Raw genomic sequence first — 17173 nt, 5'->3', positions numbered from 1 at the left:
GTCCTTTCTTCGTCAGTCAATGGGCCGCAAGGTGTACCAGGTGCTGTTATTGATGGCGCCCCAGCCCGGATAGTTAACCCAGCCCTCAAACCGGTCGGTGCGATAGGGGAAATAGCACTTGTCCCACGCTAGCGGCATTCCAATGACATTCTCCGCCGCCATTTCTTGCAGTGCCTTCACCCGTTCGTTGTAGGTCTCATAATCAGGCGAGTTCATCATGTCTAGATAGGTCTGCACAAACTCCGGTTCGCTGTAGGTGCCCCAGGCGTTTCCGTACCCTTTGTCCACATAGTAGTAAAATACGGTTTCATAGGCCGCTACACCGGACGAAGTGCTGCCTAGTGTAATTTCATACTCGCCGCTGTAGATAAAGGAACGGTAGGTATCCGTATCAGACTGGTGCTGGTCATCAATAGTGCACTTCACCCCCACATCCGCCAGATTGGAGGCAATAATCTCCGAAAGCCGGTCGAAGAGCGCTTTCTGCGTGGCGCTGTAAGGCGCGGTGAGGAGGACATCCATTGTGCCGCCGTCGGGCATCTCTCTCCAGCCGTCACCGTCCGTGTCCACATAGCCGGCCTCATCCAAGGTGGCCAGAGCAGTCTCCACATTCTGGCTGAGGCGCGGCAGTTCGGAATCATATCCTTTGTTCGGGGGGGCCATCAGCCCCACTCCGCCGATCTCAGCATTTTCTCCGCCGATCGTGGCGGCCAACAGTTCATAATCCAGCGCGTCGCGCACGGCCTTTCGGAATGCCAGGTCTCCGGTCGGCTGCTTATTAAAGCCAAATACCAACTGGTATTGTCCGGGGTTGTCGCTCATACCAGGATCCACGTCCTCAATTCCGGTAATGGAGGGAGCCATTGTGGAGCTCAGGGAGTTGGAGTAGTCGTATATCGCGTCGATCTCGCCGTTTCGCAGGGCCATCACCAGGGCATCCTGGCTGTCATAGGTGCGCACCACCACACGTTGGATGGCCAACTCCCCTTTGAAATAATCCTCGACCGCATCGAAGTACATGGTCTGGGCATCCTCATCCCAGGATACGAAGCGGTAGGGCCCGCAGCCAACCGCAGCGTCTGCCTCGTGGTACTCATTGGGGTCCTCTATGCCTTTCCAAATGTGCTCCGGGTAGACGAACACCGCCATACAGGCATAGTTGATAAAATTAAAAGCGGAAGGGCCGTCAAAGTTGAGTTTAAGCTGCGTATCACTGATACGCTCCACACTCTCCAGCATGTGGATATAGCTGGACTTCTTTACATTCATCAGATAGTTAAAGGTAAACTCAATATCGTCCATGGTCAGGGGCTCTCCGTCGTGCCAGGTAATCCCCTGATCCGTGGCAAAGGTGGCCACCAGACTGGTCAGATCGTCGCTGAAAACCCAGTCTGTCATGATATTGGGTTGGACAACACCGTTCTCATCCCGCTCGAGAAACGGCGCGGCACAGAAGGAGTTGTAGTTCATCCGGCCAAAAGCGTCCCGCTCGTACATAGTACTCATTACTTCCGGTGCCTTGGTCGTCCCGATGTAGAGAGTGACTGGCTCCTCCTCGGTCTGCGCCGTAGGAGAAGGAGAGGCATCTCCCACCGTACCCGGCACGCTGGAACATCCGAACAGGCTCAGCGCCAGCGCGCCAGACAAGAGCAAAGATAAAACACGTTTTTTCAAGAAAAACCGCTCCTTTCATACCGCGTCTATTAGACTGCGGGCTGGGTGGAGAACCAGGTCTTGTAGTTGATTACGCCCCAGCCGGGGAAATTGGTCCAGCCCTCATACTGATCCGTACGGTAGGGGAAGTACGCCTTGTCCCAACACAGGGCCAGGCCGACAACCTGCTCGTCTGCGATGGCCTGGAGCTCTTTCATCGCCGCGTTATATTCCTCGTAGCTGCCCGCCGTCTTTTTTGCCTCATAAGCAGCCACAAATTCAGGGATCAGGCAGGTGCCCCAGGGGTTGTTGCCATTGTCGCCGATGATGTACATGAAAGCCGTGTCGTACATGGCTACGCCGGGAGAGGTATAGCCGATGTAGAGCTCATAGGTGCCCTGTTTGCGCACCTCAGTCGCGTGGTCGGAGTTGCGCACGCTCTCCTCGTCCAGGGTGGTCTGCACACCCACTGCCTCCAGGTTGGTCTTGAGCACCTCTGCAATGCGCAGGTAGAGGGCCTGCCGGGTCTTGTTGTACTGGGGAGTGATCAGTACGTTCAACTCGCTGCCGTCCGGCATATCCCGCCAGCCGTCGCCGTCGGCATCCGCATAACCTCCCTCGTCCAGCAGTGCGTTGGCCTCGTCCACGTCCTGAGTCAGTTCGGGCAGAGAGCTGTCAAAGCCTTTGTTGGGGGGGGCAACAATTCCGGTATGAGGGATCTGTCCGTCCTCGCCGCCGATGGTAACCCGGAGAAGCTCGTAGTCCAGCGCGGAGCGTACGGCCTTGCGGAAGGTCAGATCGTCGGTGGGCTGCTCATTGAAGCCGAAGACCAGCTGATAGTTGCCGGGGTTGTCGCTCATGCCGGGATTCAAATTGTCCACGCCGGTGATGGAGTCAGCCATTGTGGCATTCAGAGAGTTGGAGTAGTCATACATCGCGTCCACTTCGCCGTTGCGCAGGGCCATGACCAGGGCATCGTGGCTGTCATAGGTTTTTACGGTCAGCTTGCGTACGGTCAGCTCCTCTCCGAGATAGGTATCCCCCACGGCCTCCAGAGTGAGCACCTGGGCCTCCTCGTCCACCCCGGTGAGCTTGTAGGGGCCGCAGCCGATGGCGGCGTCCGCGCCGGTATACTCGGCATACTCTCCCTCCACTTTGGACCAGACATGTTCCGGACGGAGGGTGACGAAGTTTGCCATGCTGTTGAGCATGGTGAACGCCTTGCCGTCAGTCAGGGTGAGGACGGCCGTAGTTTCGTCCATTGCCTCCACCGCCGTCAGCCCACTGCAATAGCCTGACTTGCGGTCGATCAGGTATTGGAAGGTAAAAACCACGTCATCCATGGTCACCGGTTCTCCATCGTGCCAAGCTAAGCCCTGATCTGTGGCAAACGTGGCTGTAATCTGGTTGAGGTCATCACTTAACTCCCAGCTTGTCATGAAAAAAGGCTGGACTTCGCCGTTCTCATCCGTGACCACAAATGGGGCGGTAACCACCGCATTGTAGTTGAGCTTACCAAAAATTCCGTTTTCCGTCATGACATTGGTGCCGTCAATGGCGGCAGTGGTGCCAACACGCAGTTCCTCCACATAGGGGGCGGAAGGCTGACTGCTCTCTGCCAAACTCGAAGACTCGCCAGGACTGGGAGCTGCCTCCGGATTCTGCCCTGTACAGCCAGCTGCGGTCAGCATCAGTGCGCCGGCCACCAGAAGAGATACCCATCGTTTCATACATGTTCCCTCTTTCCATTTTCTAAACTTTATCCAAAACAGAGTACATCCCTGTTTTGCCCATGTAAAAAGGCATTCCTGTTCTCTGGCAGAAAAACAGGAATGCCTTTATCCGGGGCACGCAAAAAGGGCGTCGCTACCCACAGCGATGCCCAGTCATAATCCAATGGCCGCAGCATATCACGTCCTGCTGCGGCAGCATCCGATTCTCCCTCGCCGAAAGAATAGAATTCAAAAGATATGGCAGGTCTTCTGACTTCAGATCATCCGGTTGCGCTCACCTTCCCAGTTTCCCAGTGGTCTTGAGCAATCCGTCCCTGTTACAGCAGCGGGAGCTGTCGCAGATTTGCACTGCGTTCCCTTTTCAATACAAACGTATCACCATATCTTGTCTTATTCAATTATGAATTTAATATACATCCGCGATAGTTCCTTGTCAACAGATACAAATCCATAATAATCGTCTTTGGATGCCTGACAAGGGAAGCATTGGCTGGGCTTCAGCGATAATAGGCTCCTTCTGGCTCACCAGGAACCCCTGCCGCATCCGCCCTGCATTGCCTGCAGTGGGTGAACTGAGAAACATAAACCCCGGCTCTGCTTCTCAGGTCACACAACAACGATTGGTTAGGAGGGGAAACGCCCTGAAACGCCGCCTGGGGGATAAGAGGCATCAGATTCATAACAGACACTCCCACCCGACCTGCCCACCGTGCAATTTCCTCAATCTCGTCTGTATTGACCCCTGGAATAACAACTGTATTGATCTTCACCGCGACTCCCGCTGTTACAGCTTTTGCAGCGCCCTCTTGCTGGGCAGTGAGAAAAGCCGATATCGCATCGGTATCTGTGCTGCCAGCCACCGCGTGATATATATGCTTCGCCGAATGAACAGACAGACTGTTGACCGTTATTGTCAGGGAAGAGATTCCGCAGTCCAGCAACTCCGGCAGATGGTCGGCCAAGGTCAGTCCGTTTGTGCTCAGGCACAGGAGAAGATTGGGGAAATGCTGGTGAACCAGGCGAAGGGTTTCCCATGTAGCGGAATTGGCCAAGGGTTCACCCGGCCCTGCAATGCCCACTACCCGCAATCGGTTATCCTGGCACAGGGCACGCTCCACACGAACCAAAGCCTCCTCGGGTGAGACAACAGCGGAGGTAACACCGGGCCTGGACTCATTGGCACAGTCAAAGCGGCGGTCACAGTAACCACACCGGATATTACACTTCGGGGCTACCGGCAGATGAATCCGGCCATAACGGAAGTGGGCATGGGCCGAGAAACAGGGGTGTTCCGTTAGCATCATAGCAGAACCGCCTTCTGACACAGTATTTCCAGTTGGTCATCTGTCATTGGCATTGGGATACAGCCCCCACTGTGCTCCAACAGAATGGAAGCCAGTGTGAAAAACGCTTGGGCGGGTTCGCTCTCTGGTGCGTATTCTGTGACGGTCCGGCGTTCCAGCTCTGCCTGCCCAATCAATGAACTCATAGGAATCTTCCCTACCACCTTGGTTCCCAGCTCTGCGGCGAACGCCCAAAGGAGATTGTCATTATCTACGATGCTACGGCCATTTTGGATCACTCCGGCCAGTCGGACCCCGCTGCTCTGGGCATACTTGCGGATACCTCGGCATATATTATTGGCGGCGTAAAGCGACATAAAATCACTTGTGGTAACAAGGTATACTTCCTCAGCGACCTGTTCTCTCAATGGCATACTGAATCCACCGCAGACCACGTCGCCCAACACATCATAGAGAACCACGTCCCGATCCTCTAAAAGATTACGGGTGCGAATTTCCTCCATAGCCACAATAATACCTCGCCCGGCGCAGCCAGTGCCGGGCTCCGGCCCCCCCGCCTCAATACAGCGGATACCCCGACTGTCCGTAAAAGCGATTTCTCCAGGAACCCCGGTCTTAAGCTGATCCAGAACGGTTGGAATCCGCCGTCCCATCAGGCACCGGGTAGAGTCCGCCTTGGGATCACAGCCTACGACAGCCACCCGTTTTCCCGCCCGGGCCATTGCTGCGGCCAAGTTACATACAGTGGTAGACTTCCCGATGCCTCCTTTTCCATAGACGCAGATGCGTTTCACTGATAGAGCGCCCCCTTCAGGGTGCGGCATTTCATGATGCCACGAAAGATATCCTCCAGAAGATGGAGGGTTCCAGACCCGCCAAGGTGGGGTCGGGTGGTCAGACAAATTTCATCGAACACCGGATAATCTATATGGATCAGCGGAATCTCCAGCTCATCGGCGCCGTCCTGCTCAAAGGATGAGCCGAACAAAAGCGCGGCCTCGGAATTGCGGAGCTGCTGATAGAAGTCCTCTTGATCGCAGAGTTCTTCCCGGCGGGCAAAACAAACCACCTCCATTCCCAGTTCCTGCTCCAGAAAGCGCCGCATGCCATCGGCCCGCGATCCTGCGGCGAGAAGTGCAGTTGGCATGCCGTAGAGAGCCTGTACATACCGGTAGGCCCGCCCGGCTCCCTCCACAATCTGTTGTTCCAAGTCCTTCCGTGCCTGACGGTAATCCAGACCAAAACGGCGCTCAAGCCGTCCCCACAGGTCGTCCGCACCAGTGACACCATAGGGGTAGTCGATTTCCTCCCACGGTATGCCGAACCGTTCCTCCATGGCCTGAGCCAATTTCCGACCGCGACCTCGGAGCACAAAGTTCACATCGGCACAGGACGCACAACGCACCTCCTCCAACGTGCAGCGGGAAAACACAGTCCCTAGCACAGCCTGAGGGGCAATCATGGCCCGAATGGCCTCCACATCATCCGCAGCGTGGGGATCGTCCATGCCAAATCCGATCAGGTTGACTGCAGGTCGGGTGTCCTGGCGGGACACCTGGGATTCCATCAGTGGGAGCAACGCCAGCCATCCGTCTTCTAGACCGCTGACTATATCTCCGCAAAATCCGGCTGCTTTTACATGAACCACCGGGGTATCCCCGTAGATTCGTGCCAGAACACCTGAGATATCGTCTCCGATCATCTCACTGACACAGCCACTGACCACAAACAGGCCAGCCGGCCTGAAGAGCTCCAATGCGGAGCGGACGGCCCGCTCCAGAGAAGCCTCACCGCTGAATACCACATCACTGTCACTAATCACAGTACAAGTCTGTCTAATGTCACGCATATCCTGGGCAAGGTGGAGAGACATGGAGCCGAAATTGCAGCCCACTACAGAGTGAAGCAAGACGACGCCATCCTGAATTCCGCCAAGAGCCTGATAAGCACCAAATAGTCTGCATCCACTGGCGGGTTTCATTCAGAAGCCTCCTTTCGATTGAGCCACATCCTAGACCACATCTCTTTGGCAGCCAGATTGGAGTTATCACAGTATAGTGGGTAATAGCGGCTTTGGAAAGACATCTTTCCCAGCAGCAAACTGCTACGTTCCGTGGCATGCTCCATACGGCGGCACATCCTTTTTACTGTGCGGACGTAGGAGGCAAAGGAGAGCGAAGTAGTCTCATTGATCGCTGGGATCAGGGGTGCCCCCATTCCCTCCAGGGTAAAGTCACTAGTTCCTACTACTGCGTCAGCCTCTGAAAAAATTGCCCGCAGTACCGCCTCATCCGGGTTTATAATAGTCTCCGTCTGTGGACTATAAAGGACAACTGCCTCCTTGATCCGAGCCAACAGGCTACTCTCTAATTCGGGAGTGAGATTCAAGTTTTTTCGGCTTTCCGGCGTGAGGATGACACAGAGTTGAGAAACTGTAAGGCCATAGTCTTGGACATAGGATTTGAGTTCAAAGGGGGCCTGCTGAATACTGCGGCTGACAAGAACTGTACGGGCCTGTCCCAGGCGGCGGCGGGCCTCCGCCGTCTCCTCCATAGCCTGGGCTCTTGCCCCCAAAACAACGGGTTCCACCGCTGTTTCCATGTGAAGGGCCTGCCCAATATCTCGATAAAAAGTGCAGATTCCATTCAAGCCGGTGTAACGGCCTGCATCTCCAAGATGCAGGTATCCAGTTCCAAATTTCTCCTGCATGCGCCTGGCCCAGCGAATCCGCTTGACCAGATTTAACTCCGCAGCCGGAGCATGCACCAAGGAAGAGAGCGCAGCGCTGGGAATCCACGTGTTTACTTGAATGCCGCAGCGGCCCAAAAGAGTCTCAATTTCCCGCAGGGCCACTTTCCCCTCGCTTCCCCAACCCACCGTCTCTATGTTGACACTGTGGGGGATTATCGCAGATGGTTCCATCACCTGTTCCACCAATGCGTAGAGCGCCTCAGTGAAGCCGCAGCCCTTCAACTCCATCTCTAAGCGATTATCACCAGTGATGGTCTGGCGAGCCAGCGCTCTGATCCGATTCCGGGTATAGTTTTTGTCCCGATGCGAGAAAAGCTCAGACTGGACTCCAACCACCGGAATTCCCTCCAGCCGCAGTTCATCACAAACGGAACGTATCTCTTCGTTGAGGATATCGCTGATTGGAGATGGGATTACCATAATCAGACTAGGCCGGTAGCGGCGCCAGGCATCCCGGATCGCTTGGCGCAGTTTGTTCTCTCCGCCGCAGATAATATCCTGCTCCTCCAGATTGGAGGTCAGCACATTGTAAAAAGGCTGGTGCCGCCGCCGGGCAGAGTAACGGTAGTGGAATCCACAGCCGCGTGGGCTGTGGATGATCGGGAGCACATCCTGCATCTCTCCTACTGCGCCCACACTACCAGAAATCTTTCCATTAACACCAAACGTGTGCAGCAGACCGGAAGGATACATTGCGGTCATCAGATCTTCAAAAAAGGGCTGGTGCATTCGCATTCATCCTCTCTACCCGGAAAAACAAAACAGCCGGCACCGCATCTTTTGACGCAGAGCCGACCGAAAACAGGCGCACCGGCAGGGCCGGAAACCTGTGGATCGGCTCTGACCGGAAGCGTCCCCACAAATTCAGCAAGCAGGTTTCCTGGCTTGTGGCTCGTCACGCACTGCGCCTTCTCACATATGAACTATGCAATGGCAATCTGCAGCGCACTCCCCACTTACAGTGACCGGATCGCTCGGGATTTACACCCGATTCCCTCTTACCAGACAGTGTCTGGCCACTTGCTGAAAGTACATGTGGTTATATCATACCATATTCTAATCAGAAAAGAAAGAGGTCTTTTTGAAAAGTCCAGGTTTTACAGAGTCTGGATACCAGTGCTACAATTACACCAAGCTATGTTTTAATGATCGTAAGTGATTAGGGCTTGTTTGAAAAAAGGCGGAGATTGTGCTAAAGCAACAAAATAGCGATGGAGGCAAGATACACAAAGGCTAGGAAGGAAGCATCCGACTTGTCATATCTGGTGGCGATTCTGCGAAACCACTTGATTTTCTGGAAAAAACACTCCACCAGATGGCGTTCTTTATACAGATGCCAGTCAACCGGCCAGGGATCGGAAACGTTGCTTTGCGGCGGGATCACATAGCTGGCCCCGTGCGCTGAGATATATTTCCGAATCGTCCGGGCACCATAGGCCCTGTCTGCCAGCACGGCACTCCCGCCGATTCTGACCTTTTTCAGCAGTTCAACAGCGTGAACCGAATCGTGGTCATTTCCAGCGGAGAGAAGGAACTCCACCGGGTTTCCCAGACCGTCTACGACAGCGTGGAGCTTTGTGTTCCACCCGCCTTTGGTACGGCCAACCGCCTTATCCGCCGTTTTTTTCCCCGCCATTTGCGCTTTCATGCACCTTTACGCAAGTGGAGTCCATGCTCAGGTTCTCCATATCCGCGTCCGCAGACAGTGTGTGGAATACCGCTTCCAGAGTGCCCTCATTCCGCCATTTGGCGAATCTTGCGTATATAGACTGCCAAGGACCATAGGTCGCCGGCAGCTCACGCCACTGCGCACCGCTCCGGACGATCCAGAGCATTCCGTTGAGCATGATCCGGTTATCCTTCCGGGGACGACCCCGCTTTCCCGTTTCTTCCGGTGGCAGCAGCGGCTTGATTCGTTCCCATTGTTCTTTTGTTAATTCATATCGTTTCATGCTCATAACTTCGCATAACTTGGTTTCTTGTGTAACTTTTATTTTTCAAACAAGGCCTAATGTACCTTGAAAATTCCACAGCCTGTTCTGGAGGTCATACAGGAGCCGGCGACAGTGTGGTGTTCTGCACGCCGCCGACGGAAGTGCCGCACAGCGGCAGCCTGAAAATACGCGGTCTGAACGCAGAGCGCAGGAAGTGAGCCAGAGTCAGGTGCAAAAATACAATACTCCGCTTGGCAACTCATTTGATTCAGGCTATAATGTACTTACCTGCTAATCTATACGAAGGGAGGTACATTTCTATCTGAATGGTTGCCAGGCTGCAAGGAGGAATCTCATGATATGAATTCCAATCAATGCAGTGCTACTGCACAGCGAACCTACACCGTTGAGCAAGTAGCTGAGATCCTTGGTGTGAGCATTCGCAAGGCCTATTACCTCTGCGAAGGCACGAAAGAATTTAAAGTCATTCGTCTCGGCAGGCGTTGTCTCCGTATCCATAAGGAGTCCTTTGATAATTGGTTGGATGGGGTAGACGGCGCTTCCTGAGCACATCATGGAAAGGAACACTACTATGGCAACATACAAGGTAAGAGGCGCATCCCACAACGTAATCTATTCATACCGGACATCGACCGGGCAAACGAAGCAGCAGTGGGAGTCCTACGACACAGAATTGGAGGCCGTACAGCGTAAAGCCTACATTGAGCTTTTGCAGTCCCAGAAACGCACGGACGAGCTCCGCCAGGCGGCGTTGGACTATGGACCTGTTGACAAAAGTCCCAAACACCCCATTCCCATGGTATAATTAAAATAAGGGAGGGATGGAGCATGATGGGACGGCAAAGCGGTCAGAAGAGTATGGTGATTCTGGATATAGCAGAATTAATTCCACGCGATCACTTACTTCGGAAAATCAATCAGATGGTTTCATTTGACTTTATCTACGATCTTGTAGCGCCATATTACCCTGCAAATGGCTGCCCATCTGTTGACCCTGTTAGTATGTTTAAAATGCTGCTGGTGGGATACCTTTATGGCATCAAGTCAGAACGCCGGCTTGTCCAGGAAATTCAGCTAAACATTGCTTATCGTTGGTTTTGTGGCTTTGAGCTTGGAGAAAAGATACCGGATCATTCTACCTTCAGCAAAACAAGAGTCCGCAAGTGGAATGAGAGCAGCTTGTTCCAACAGATCTTTCTGGAAATTGTCCGATGCTGCATGGAACAGAAATTGATAGACGGCAAAGAGATGGCCTCCGATGGCAGCTACATCCCAGCCGAAGTTTCAAGGAACAGCTGGATGGATATAGAAGTTGAAGTCGAGCAGAGCATGTTGAGCTATCTTGATAATCTGGACCAGGAGCTTGCATCACAGCCGGGATTTAAGAAGCCAGCGAGCCATACAGTCACCAAAAAGATTACAACAAGCACAACAGATCCTGAGTGTGGCTATATCCACCACGGGAGCAAACGAGGTGTGGGATACCTCATGGAAGCGACCGTAGATTGTAAATATGGGATTATTACAGGAGTAGATGTATTACCGGCAAATGAAAAAGAAAGCCTCTTGGTTTTGCGGCATTTGGAACGGCAGCAAAAACAGTTGGGCCTGTCTATGGAGAAAGTTGCTTTGGACAGAGGGTATGACACTGGTGCTGTTCACAGGGGCTTGGAACTACTGGGAATTACCGGTTATATTCCGGCCATCCGTTTTCCCAATGACCCAAGTAAATATGGATTTTCATATGATCCGCAACAGGATACATTTATTTGCCCAATGGGACAGCCTCTTGTATATCACCGTCTGAACTGCAATAAGTCCACAGGGAAATATCTTCGTTGTTACCAGGTACAGGGAGATGTCTGCCGGAAATGCACTTCCCGTAAGACTTGTTTTGATACAGCCGGTGTGCGTAGAAGAATTCTGGCCAGCAGCTGCTATCCTGCGTTTTACAGAGGGCATTTAAGGGTCAATACTCCGGAATACCTGTACATGATGAGAAAACGAAAAATATGGGCTGAAGGCAGCTTTGCTGCTATGAAAAGGGAGCATAACCTTTTAAAAATTCGGAAACGAGGCATTCTTGCAGCGACTGAGGAATGTCTCCTGTCTGCCATGGCATTAAACCTAAAAAGGATGGTTAAAGCCATCTTTTCTGCAATGCTAATGGATAAAATATGGGCCGAGAATATAATTTCTCAGCCCATATTTCGTCTTTGTCAACAGGTCCGACTATAAACGCTCCCGCGCCATTGAGAAGGCAGCCATCAAGATCGCTCGTGACCGGCAAGATGATGGTGAGCCTGCCATCGCAGGCGCACCCGAGGAAAATCTGACTCGGACATATCGGGAATTCATGGAGCGATTTTTGCCAGCCTACGCCAGGAAGCGAAACTTTTCGCCCAAAACCTATGACAGCTACGAAACAAATCTGAGAGCCCATATTCTCCCGTACTTCGGCGATTGGGTAATGAGTACCATCACAGCTCAGGCCATCGACAATTTCCTGGATCACTTGCGGAAAAAGCCGTGCAGCGGCTATAAAAGCTATGGCAAGAAGGCCGGTGAAATCCCGACCCTCAGCTCACCAACCATCAAAAATGCTATAATATTTTGATGGTTGGTTTCCCCACGGCAAAGCGTTGGGGGTATGTGAGCGAAATCCCAAATGCAACTGCTCCATCCGAGAAGTACAAGAAGCGGAAGTCATGGGCTGCGTCTGCCATTATAGAGGTTTTGGATCAGATGGTCGATAACCCCCTGCTGCATTTGGCAGTCCACCTCGGTTTTGTCTGCTCCCTGCGGGCTGGTGAAGTCGTGGGCATCGACGCCAACTCGGTTGACCCCAATGATCAGAGTTTATGGATTACCCAGATCGTCGAACGTGTTTCGGACAAGTCCCTGAAGGAACTCCCCAAGGAACGTATCATTCAAATCTTTCCGAAGCAAACCTCCATGTCATCTTCCTGTATGATTTTGAAAGCGCCCAAGACCGATGAGAGTTTTCGCAAGCAATACTTAACCACACCGCTCCTGAAAGAAGTGCTTTGTCGCCTGCGTGAGATCAAAGAAAACAAGGAACTGCTGGGCCGGGATTACCACGACTATGGCCTGCTGATTTGCCAGCCTGATGGCCGCCCTATTGACCCAAATAACCTCTGCAAATCATTTCGCAAGTGGCAGACAGCCCATCACATAGAAGACCAAATTGATTTTCAAGGGCTCAGGAAGTCAGGCCAAATGCACAAAGTACGAATTACCCAAAATAACTACCAGTTGGTAGCGGAGAGCAGCGGACAGTCCCCGGAAGTTCTTATGAGCAACTACAATGAGGCCTTGGACTCCGAAAAGAGAAACCTTTCTCAGCTTGTGGAAGCGGATCTCTACTCAGGGCAGGCAACCGCAGCTGCACCAACTTCGATCAGCAGCGCCGTCTTGCTAAACCGGGTTAAGTCCGATCCCGCATTTGCGCAGCAGCTCTTGCAGTTACTGCTCCGTGATGCAGAAACGGCGGTTTGAGGCAAAAAGAAATTGCATTAGCTCGAAAATTAGCATATAGTGAGTGTGCATTTTTCTCAAGCAACAATTTAAAACAAAAAACGCCTGAAATCCGAAGATTTCAAGCGTTTTCTGGAGCTGCTATCCGGATTTGAACCGGAGACCTCATCCTTACCAAGGATGCGCTCTACCTACTGAGCTACAGCAGCATATGAGGCGCGATTGCACCCCATGATGGCGACGCGGAAGGGACTTGAACCCTCGACCTCCGGCGTGACAGGCCGGCGTTCTAACCAACTGAACTACCGCGCCATCAATGCTTTATTATGAACAGAATCCTCTGTCATTATTCTGGCAGGGGCAGAAGGAATCGAACCCTCGGCACGCGGTTTTGGAGACCGCTGCTCTACCAGCTGAGCTATACCCCTATGTGGTGGGCCTTCACGGGCTCGAACCGTGGACCGACCGGTTATGAGCCGGTTGCTCTAACCAACTGAGCTAAAGGCCCATGACGCCGGTTTTCGGTTCCTTATAGTAATGGTTTGCCGCCACGTCACCGTGACGGCAGACCTTACATTCTGGCTCCCCAAGTTGGACTCGAACCAACGACCCTGCGGTTAACAGCCGCATGCTCTACCAACTGAGCTATTGAGGAATATGAAAGCGGCCTGGCCTGGCCGACCAGACCGCTCTGTTTGTGTTGGCACTACCTATCTTCCCGGTCCGTCTCCAGACAAGTATTTTCGGCGCAGATGAGCTTAACTGCCGTGTTCGGAATGGAAACGGGTGGACCCTCACCGCAATCAGCACCAACTTACTTTCTTTTGAAAAAGAAAGTAAGCAAAGAAAACTTCAGGGAACTTTTCTCTCCTTACCGTCTTTCTCAACAATAAGTTATTATATCAGGTTTTCAAGGAGAAGTCAAGCACTTTTTGCTTGATTTTGCTCAGGGGGCTCCACCGGGCGCGCAGGCACCCGATGGAGTTTGGTGCGCCTTCACGGATTCGAACCGGGGACCCACTGATTAAGAGTCAGTTGCTCTACCAACTGAGCTAAAGGCGCATAGAAGAAATGGTGACCCGTGCGGGAATCGAACCCACGTTTGCGGCGTGAGAGGCCGCCGTCTTAGCCGCTTGACCAACGGGCCACGTATGCGTCGCAGAGGATCTGTCTGCACCCTCAAAACTGAACAATGCGAGGTAAAGTAGAGGACAAGCGCCTGCACAATCATGTTAAGGTCAAGCCCTCGGCAGATTAGTATCGGTCAGCTGCACACGTTACCGTGCTTCCACCTCCGACCTATCAACGTCATAGTCTACGACGTGCCTTACCTCATAAAGAGTGAGAGATCTAATCTTAGGGGGAGTTTCACGCTTAGATGCCTTCAGCGTTTATCTCGTCCGAACGTAGCTACCCAGCTATGCCCTTGGCAGGACAACTGGTGCACCAGAGGTTCGTCCATCCCGGTCCTCTCGTACTAAGGACAGCTCCCTTCAAATCTCTTACGCCCGCAACAGATAGGGACCGAACTGTCTCACGACGTTCTGAACCCAGCTCGCGTGCCGCTTTAATTGGCGAACAGCCAAACCCTTGGGACCGAATTCAGCCCCAGGATGCGACGAGCCGACATCGAGGTGCCAAACCTCCCCGTCGCTGTGGACGCTTGGGGGAGATCAGCCTGTTATCCCCAGGGTAGCTTTTATCCGTTGAGCGACGGCATTTCCACGCACATACCGCCGGATCACTAACTCCAACTTTCGTTACTGCTCGACCCGTCAGTCTCGCAGTTAGGCTCGTTTATGCGTTTACACTCAATGCACGGTTTCCGTCCGTGCTGAACGAACCTTTGAGCGCCTCCGTTACCTTTTTGGAGGCGACCGCCCCAGTCAAACTGCCCACCTAACAGTGTCCCCCGACCGGATTCACGGCCGCAGGTTAGAAAACCAGCAAATCAAGGGTGGTATCCCAAGGACGACTCCATACGAGCTGACGCCCGTACTTCCAAGTCTCCCACCTATCCTGTACATGATTTACCGATTTCCAGTATTAAGCTACAGTAAAGCTCCATGGGGTCTTTCCGTCTAGTTGCGGGTAACTGGCTTCTTCACCAGTACAACAATTTCGCCGGGTGGGCTGTTGAGACAGCGCCCAAATCGTTACGCCATTCGTGCGGGTCAGAACTTACCTGACAAGGAATTTCGCTACCTTAGGACCGTTATAGTTACGGCCGCCGTTTACTGGGGCTTCAATTCAGACCTTCGCTTGCGCTAAGCCCTCCTCTTAACCTTCCAGCACCGGGCAGGCGTCAGCCCATATACGTCATCTTTCGATTTAGCATAGACCTGTGTTTTTGGTAAACAGTCGCTTGGGCCTATTCTCTGCGGCCTGCTCGCGCAGGCTCCCCTTATCCCGAAGTTACGGGGTCATTTTGCCGAGTTCCTTAACAACCCTTCTCCCGTTGGCCTTAGGATTCTCTCCTCATCTACCTGTGTCGGTTTGCGGTACGGGCACCTTAGTATACCACATGCCTTTTCTCGCCTCTGGACATCGAAGACTTCCCTACTAAATTTCGGTCCCTTACGCCCGGGTCAACCAACGCCCGGGATCCTCTATTCCAAAGTGTCAGCATGCTTAAAGTTCGGTGGCTACGGAATTTCTACCGTATGTGCATCGACTACGCCTTGCGGCCTCGCCTTAGCTCCCGGCTTACCTTGGGCGGACGAACCTTCCCCAAGAAACCTTAGATTTTCGGCCATCATGATTCCCACATGATTCTCGCTACTCATTCCGGCATTCTCACTCGAATACAGTCCACCGCTCCTTCCGATGCGACTTCACCCCGTATTCGACGCTCCCCTACCCCGCACATTGCTGTGCAGCCCAAGCTTCGGTTGTATGCTTAGCCCCGTTATATTTTCCGCGCAGAGTCACTCGACCAGTGAGCTATTACGCACTCTTTTAATGAGTGGCTGCTTCTAAGCCAACATCCTGGTTGTTTTCGCAACTCCACATCGTTTTCCACTTAGCATACATTAGGGACCTTAGCTGTGGGTCTGGGCTGTTTCCCTTTTGACCACGAAACTTATCTCACGTAGTCTGACTGCTGGTCATCAATTATCCGGCATTCAGAGTTTGATAGGGTTCAGTAACCTTATCGGCCCCTAGCCCATTCAGTGCTTTACCTCCGGTAATCTAAACCAACGCTAGCCCTAAAGCTATTTCGGGGAGAACCAGCTATCTCCGGGTTCGATTGGAATTTCACCGCTATCCACAAGTCATCGCCGGTCATTGCAACGAACGTGCGTTCGGTCCTCCATGGAGTTTTACCTCCACTTCAACCTGCTCATGGATAGGTCACCCGGTTTCGGGTCTATTGCAACAAACTAAAGCGGGCTATTAACCCTCGGTTTCCCTTCGCCTCCGGTACTGAATACCTTAAGCTTGCTTGTTACAATAACTCGCCGGACCATTCTACAAAAGGTACCTCATCACCCGTTAACGGGCTTTGAGTGCTTGTAAGCACAAGGTTTCAGGTTCTATTTCACTCCCCTCCCGGGGTCCTTTTCACCTTTCCCTCACGGTACTGCTCCTCTATCGGTCATCAGGTAGTATTTAGGGTTGGAGGGTGGTCCCCCCAGCTTCCCACCGGGTTTCACGTGTCCGGCGGTACTCTGGATACTGACTAACAGAAATCGTTTTTCGCTTACGGGACTATCACCCGCTGTGGTCGGCCTTCCCATACCGTTCAGCTAAACTATCCTGCCGTTGTGTCAGTCCACAACCCCAGAGGATAAATCCTCTGGTTTGCCCTCTTCCGCGTTCGCTCGCCACTACTTGCGGAATCTCGGTTGATTTCTCTTCCTCGCCCTACTTAGATGTTTCAGTTCAGGCGGTTCCCCGCGTACGCCTATTTTATTCAACGCACGCTGACAGAGTATTGCTCTGCCGGGTTGCCCCATTCGGAAATCCACGGATCAAAGCGTATGTGCCGCTCCCCGTAGCTTATCGCAGCTTGTCACGTCCTTCGTCGGCTCCTGATGCCAAGGCATTCCCCTTGCGCTCTTTCTAGCTTGACCTTTCGCAGAACCTTTCTGGTTCCACGTTTTAGATCATGAATCATGCAGGCATCACAGAAGTTCAATTGGCTTCATTGTCGTTTTACCCTTCACTAGAACAGCTTTCGCCATTCTATCTTAAAGTTCCACAACATTTGCTTATTGCCCTCTGTTGCTTGCTCTCAATACTTTCTTCGCATTGTTCAGTTTTCAAGGTGCAGACC

At 52.7% G+C, this 17173-nt stretch carries 10 protein-coding genes, 7 tRNA genes, 2 rRNA genes, 1 pseudogene and 2 riboswitches; of the genes and pseudogenes, 4 read left to right on the top strand and 16 right to left on the bottom strand.

The features are described from left to right. Positions 1-12 precede the first annotated feature (12 nt). The 7 genes and pseudogenes from E0E29_RS05160 to E0E29_RS05130 form a co-directional block, all read right to left on the bottom strand. A complete protein-coding gene (locus tag E0E29_RS05160; RefSeq protein ID WP_130848921.1) occupies positions 13-1674 on the bottom strand; it encodes an ABC transporter substrate-binding protein in 1662 nt (553 codons plus the stop codon). A 29-nt stretch (positions 1675-1703) separates the two neighbouring features. Beyond that, positions 1704-3383: an ABC transporter substrate-binding protein gene (locus E0E29_RS05155; RefSeq protein ID WP_130848920.1), complete on the bottom strand. Its 1680-nt coding sequence runs from the start codon at positions 3381-3383 to the stop codon at positions 1704-1706. Positions 3384-3608: 225 nt separating this feature from the next. Beyond that, positions 3609-3784: riboswitch (cobalamin riboswitch) on the bottom strand. A 99-nt stretch (positions 3785-3883) separates the two neighbouring features. Beyond that, positions 3884-4687: a radical SAM protein gene (locus tag E0E29_RS05150; protein ID WP_242622402.1), complete on the bottom strand. Its 804-nt coding sequence runs from the start codon at positions 4685-4687 to the stop codon at positions 3884-3886. After that, positions 4687-5514 (bottom strand): nucleotide-binding protein, encoded by an 828-nt coding sequence (locus tag E0E29_RS05145; RefSeq protein ID WP_479723846.1) that lies wholly within the window; start codon positions 5512-5514, stop codon positions 4687-4689. The genes E0E29_RS05150 and E0E29_RS05145 overlap by 1 nt, the downstream gene beginning before the upstream one ends. Next, positions 5481-6671 carry a nitrogenase component 1 gene (locus E0E29_RS05140; RefSeq protein ID WP_130848917.1) on the bottom strand — a complete coding sequence of 397 codons (1191 nt, stop codon included), beginning with the start codon at positions 6669-6671 and terminating at the stop codon, positions 5481-5483. The genes E0E29_RS05145 and E0E29_RS05140 overlap by 34 nt, the downstream gene beginning before the upstream one ends. Continuing rightward, positions 6668-8170 carry a nitrogenase component 1 gene (locus tag E0E29_RS05135; protein WP_242622373.1) on the bottom strand — a complete coding sequence of 501 codons (1503 nt, stop codon included), beginning with the start codon at positions 8168-8170 and terminating at the stop codon, positions 6668-6670. Before E0E29_RS05135 ends, E0E29_RS05140 begins: the two co-directional genes overlap by 4 nt. A gap of 124 nt (positions 8171-8294) precedes the next feature. Further along, positions 8295-8480, bottom strand: a riboswitch (cobalamin riboswitch). Positions 8481-8633: 153 nt separating this feature from the next. Continuing rightward, a pseudogene (locus E0E29_RS05130) lies at positions 8634-9399 on the bottom strand (IS5 family transposase). 336 nt (positions 9400-9735) lie between these two features. On the opposite strand from E0E29_RS05130, the gene E0E29_RS05125 reads away from it, so the two are divergent. The 4 genes from E0E29_RS05125 (at position 9736) to E0E29_RS05110 (ending at position 12915) form a co-directional block, all read left to right on the top strand. Further along, a complete protein-coding gene (locus E0E29_RS05125; protein WP_130848915.1) occupies positions 9736-9942 on the top strand; it encodes a helix-turn-helix domain-containing protein in 207 nt (68 codons plus the stop codon). A 282-nt stretch (positions 9943-10224) separates the two neighbouring features. Further along, positions 10225-11634 (top strand): transposase, encoded by a 1410-nt coding sequence (locus tag E0E29_RS05120; RefSeq protein ID WP_130848914.1) that lies wholly within the window; start codon positions 10225-10227, stop codon positions 11632-11634. 13 nt (positions 11635-11647) lie between these two features. Further along, positions 11648-12013: an N-terminal phage integrase SAM-like domain-containing protein gene (locus E0E29_RS05115; RefSeq protein ID WP_341273100.1), complete on the top strand. Its 366-nt coding sequence runs from the start codon at positions 11648-11650 to the stop codon at positions 12011-12013. Positions 12014-12132: 119 nt separating this feature from the next. Next, positions 12133-12915 carry a site-specific integrase gene (locus E0E29_RS05110; protein ID WP_130848912.1) on the top strand — a complete coding sequence of 261 codons (783 nt, stop codon included), beginning with the start codon at positions 12133-12135 and terminating at the stop codon, positions 12913-12915. A gap of 112 nt (positions 12916-13027) precedes the next feature. On the opposite strand, the gene E0E29_RS05105 is transcribed toward E0E29_RS05110, so the two are convergent. The 9 genes from E0E29_RS05105 to E0E29_RS05065 form a co-directional block, all read right to left on the bottom strand. Continuing rightward, positions 13028-13103 (bottom strand) — tRNA-Thr (locus E0E29_RS05105). A 26-nt stretch (positions 13104-13129) separates the two neighbouring features. Beyond that, positions 13130-13206 (bottom strand) — tRNA-Asp (locus E0E29_RS05100). Between the two features lie 40 nt (positions 13207-13246). Further along, positions 13247-13322, bottom strand: a tRNA-Trp gene (locus E0E29_RS05095). A 3-nt stretch (positions 13323-13325) separates the two neighbouring features. Beyond that, positions 13326-13402 (bottom strand) — tRNA-Ile (locus tag E0E29_RS05090). 71 nt (positions 13403-13473) lie between these two features. Then, positions 13474-13549 (bottom strand) — tRNA-Asn (locus tag E0E29_RS05085). A gap of 43 nt (positions 13550-13592) precedes the next feature. Beyond that, positions 13593-13708, bottom strand: a 5S ribosomal RNA gene (rrf, locus tag E0E29_RS05080). 172 nt (positions 13709-13880) lie between these two features. Then, a tRNA-Lys gene (locus tag E0E29_RS05075) sits at positions 13881-13956 on the bottom strand. A 10-nt stretch (positions 13957-13966) separates the two neighbouring features. Further along, a tRNA-Glu gene (locus tag E0E29_RS05070) sits at positions 13967-14041 on the bottom strand. A gap of 87 nt (positions 14042-14128) precedes the next feature. Further along, positions 14129-16970: ribosomal RNA gene (locus E0E29_RS05065) — 23S ribosomal RNA — on the bottom strand. Positions 16971-17173 lie beyond the last annotated feature (203 nt).

Source organism: Intestinimonas timonensis, assembly GCF_900626145.1.
GTDB lineage: Bacteria > Bacillota > Clostridia > Oscillospirales > Oscillospiraceae > Intestinimonas > Intestinimonas aquisgranensis.
Note: the sequence above shows the minus strand (reverse complement) of the source record. Positions and strands in the feature narration are given on the sequence as shown.

What these genes read in the sequence shown, in the direction of transcription:
- E0E29_RS05140 (WP_130848917.1), bottom strand. Translation starts at nt 6,671, where the DNA reads ATGAAACCCGCCAGTGGATGCAGACTATTTGGTGCTTATCAGGCTCTT.
- E0E29_RS05125 (WP_130848915.1), top strand. Translation starts at nt 9,736, where the DNA reads ATGAATTCCAATCAATGCAGTGCTACTGCACAGCGAACCTACACCGTT.
- E0E29_RS05120 (WP_130848914.1), top strand. Translation starts at nt 10,225, where the DNA reads ATGATGGGACGGCAAAGCGGTCAGAAGAGTATGGTGATTCTGGATATA.
- E0E29_RS05145 (WP_479723846.1), bottom strand. Translation starts at nt 5,514, where the DNA reads ATGCCGCACCCTGAAGGGGGCGCTCTATCAGTGAAACGCATCTGCGTC.
- E0E29_RS05155 (WP_130848920.1), bottom strand. Translation starts at nt 3,383, where the DNA reads ATGAAACGATGGGTATCTCTTCTGGTGGCCGGCGCACTGATGCTGACC.
- E0E29_RS05135 (WP_242622373.1), bottom strand. Translation starts at nt 8,170, where the DNA reads ATGCACCAGCCCTTTTTTGAAGATCTGATGACCGCAATGTATCCTTCC.
- E0E29_RS05150 (WP_242622402.1), bottom strand. Translation starts at nt 4,687, where the DNA reads ATGCTAACGGAACACCCCTGTTTCTCGGCCCATGCCCACTTCCGTTAT.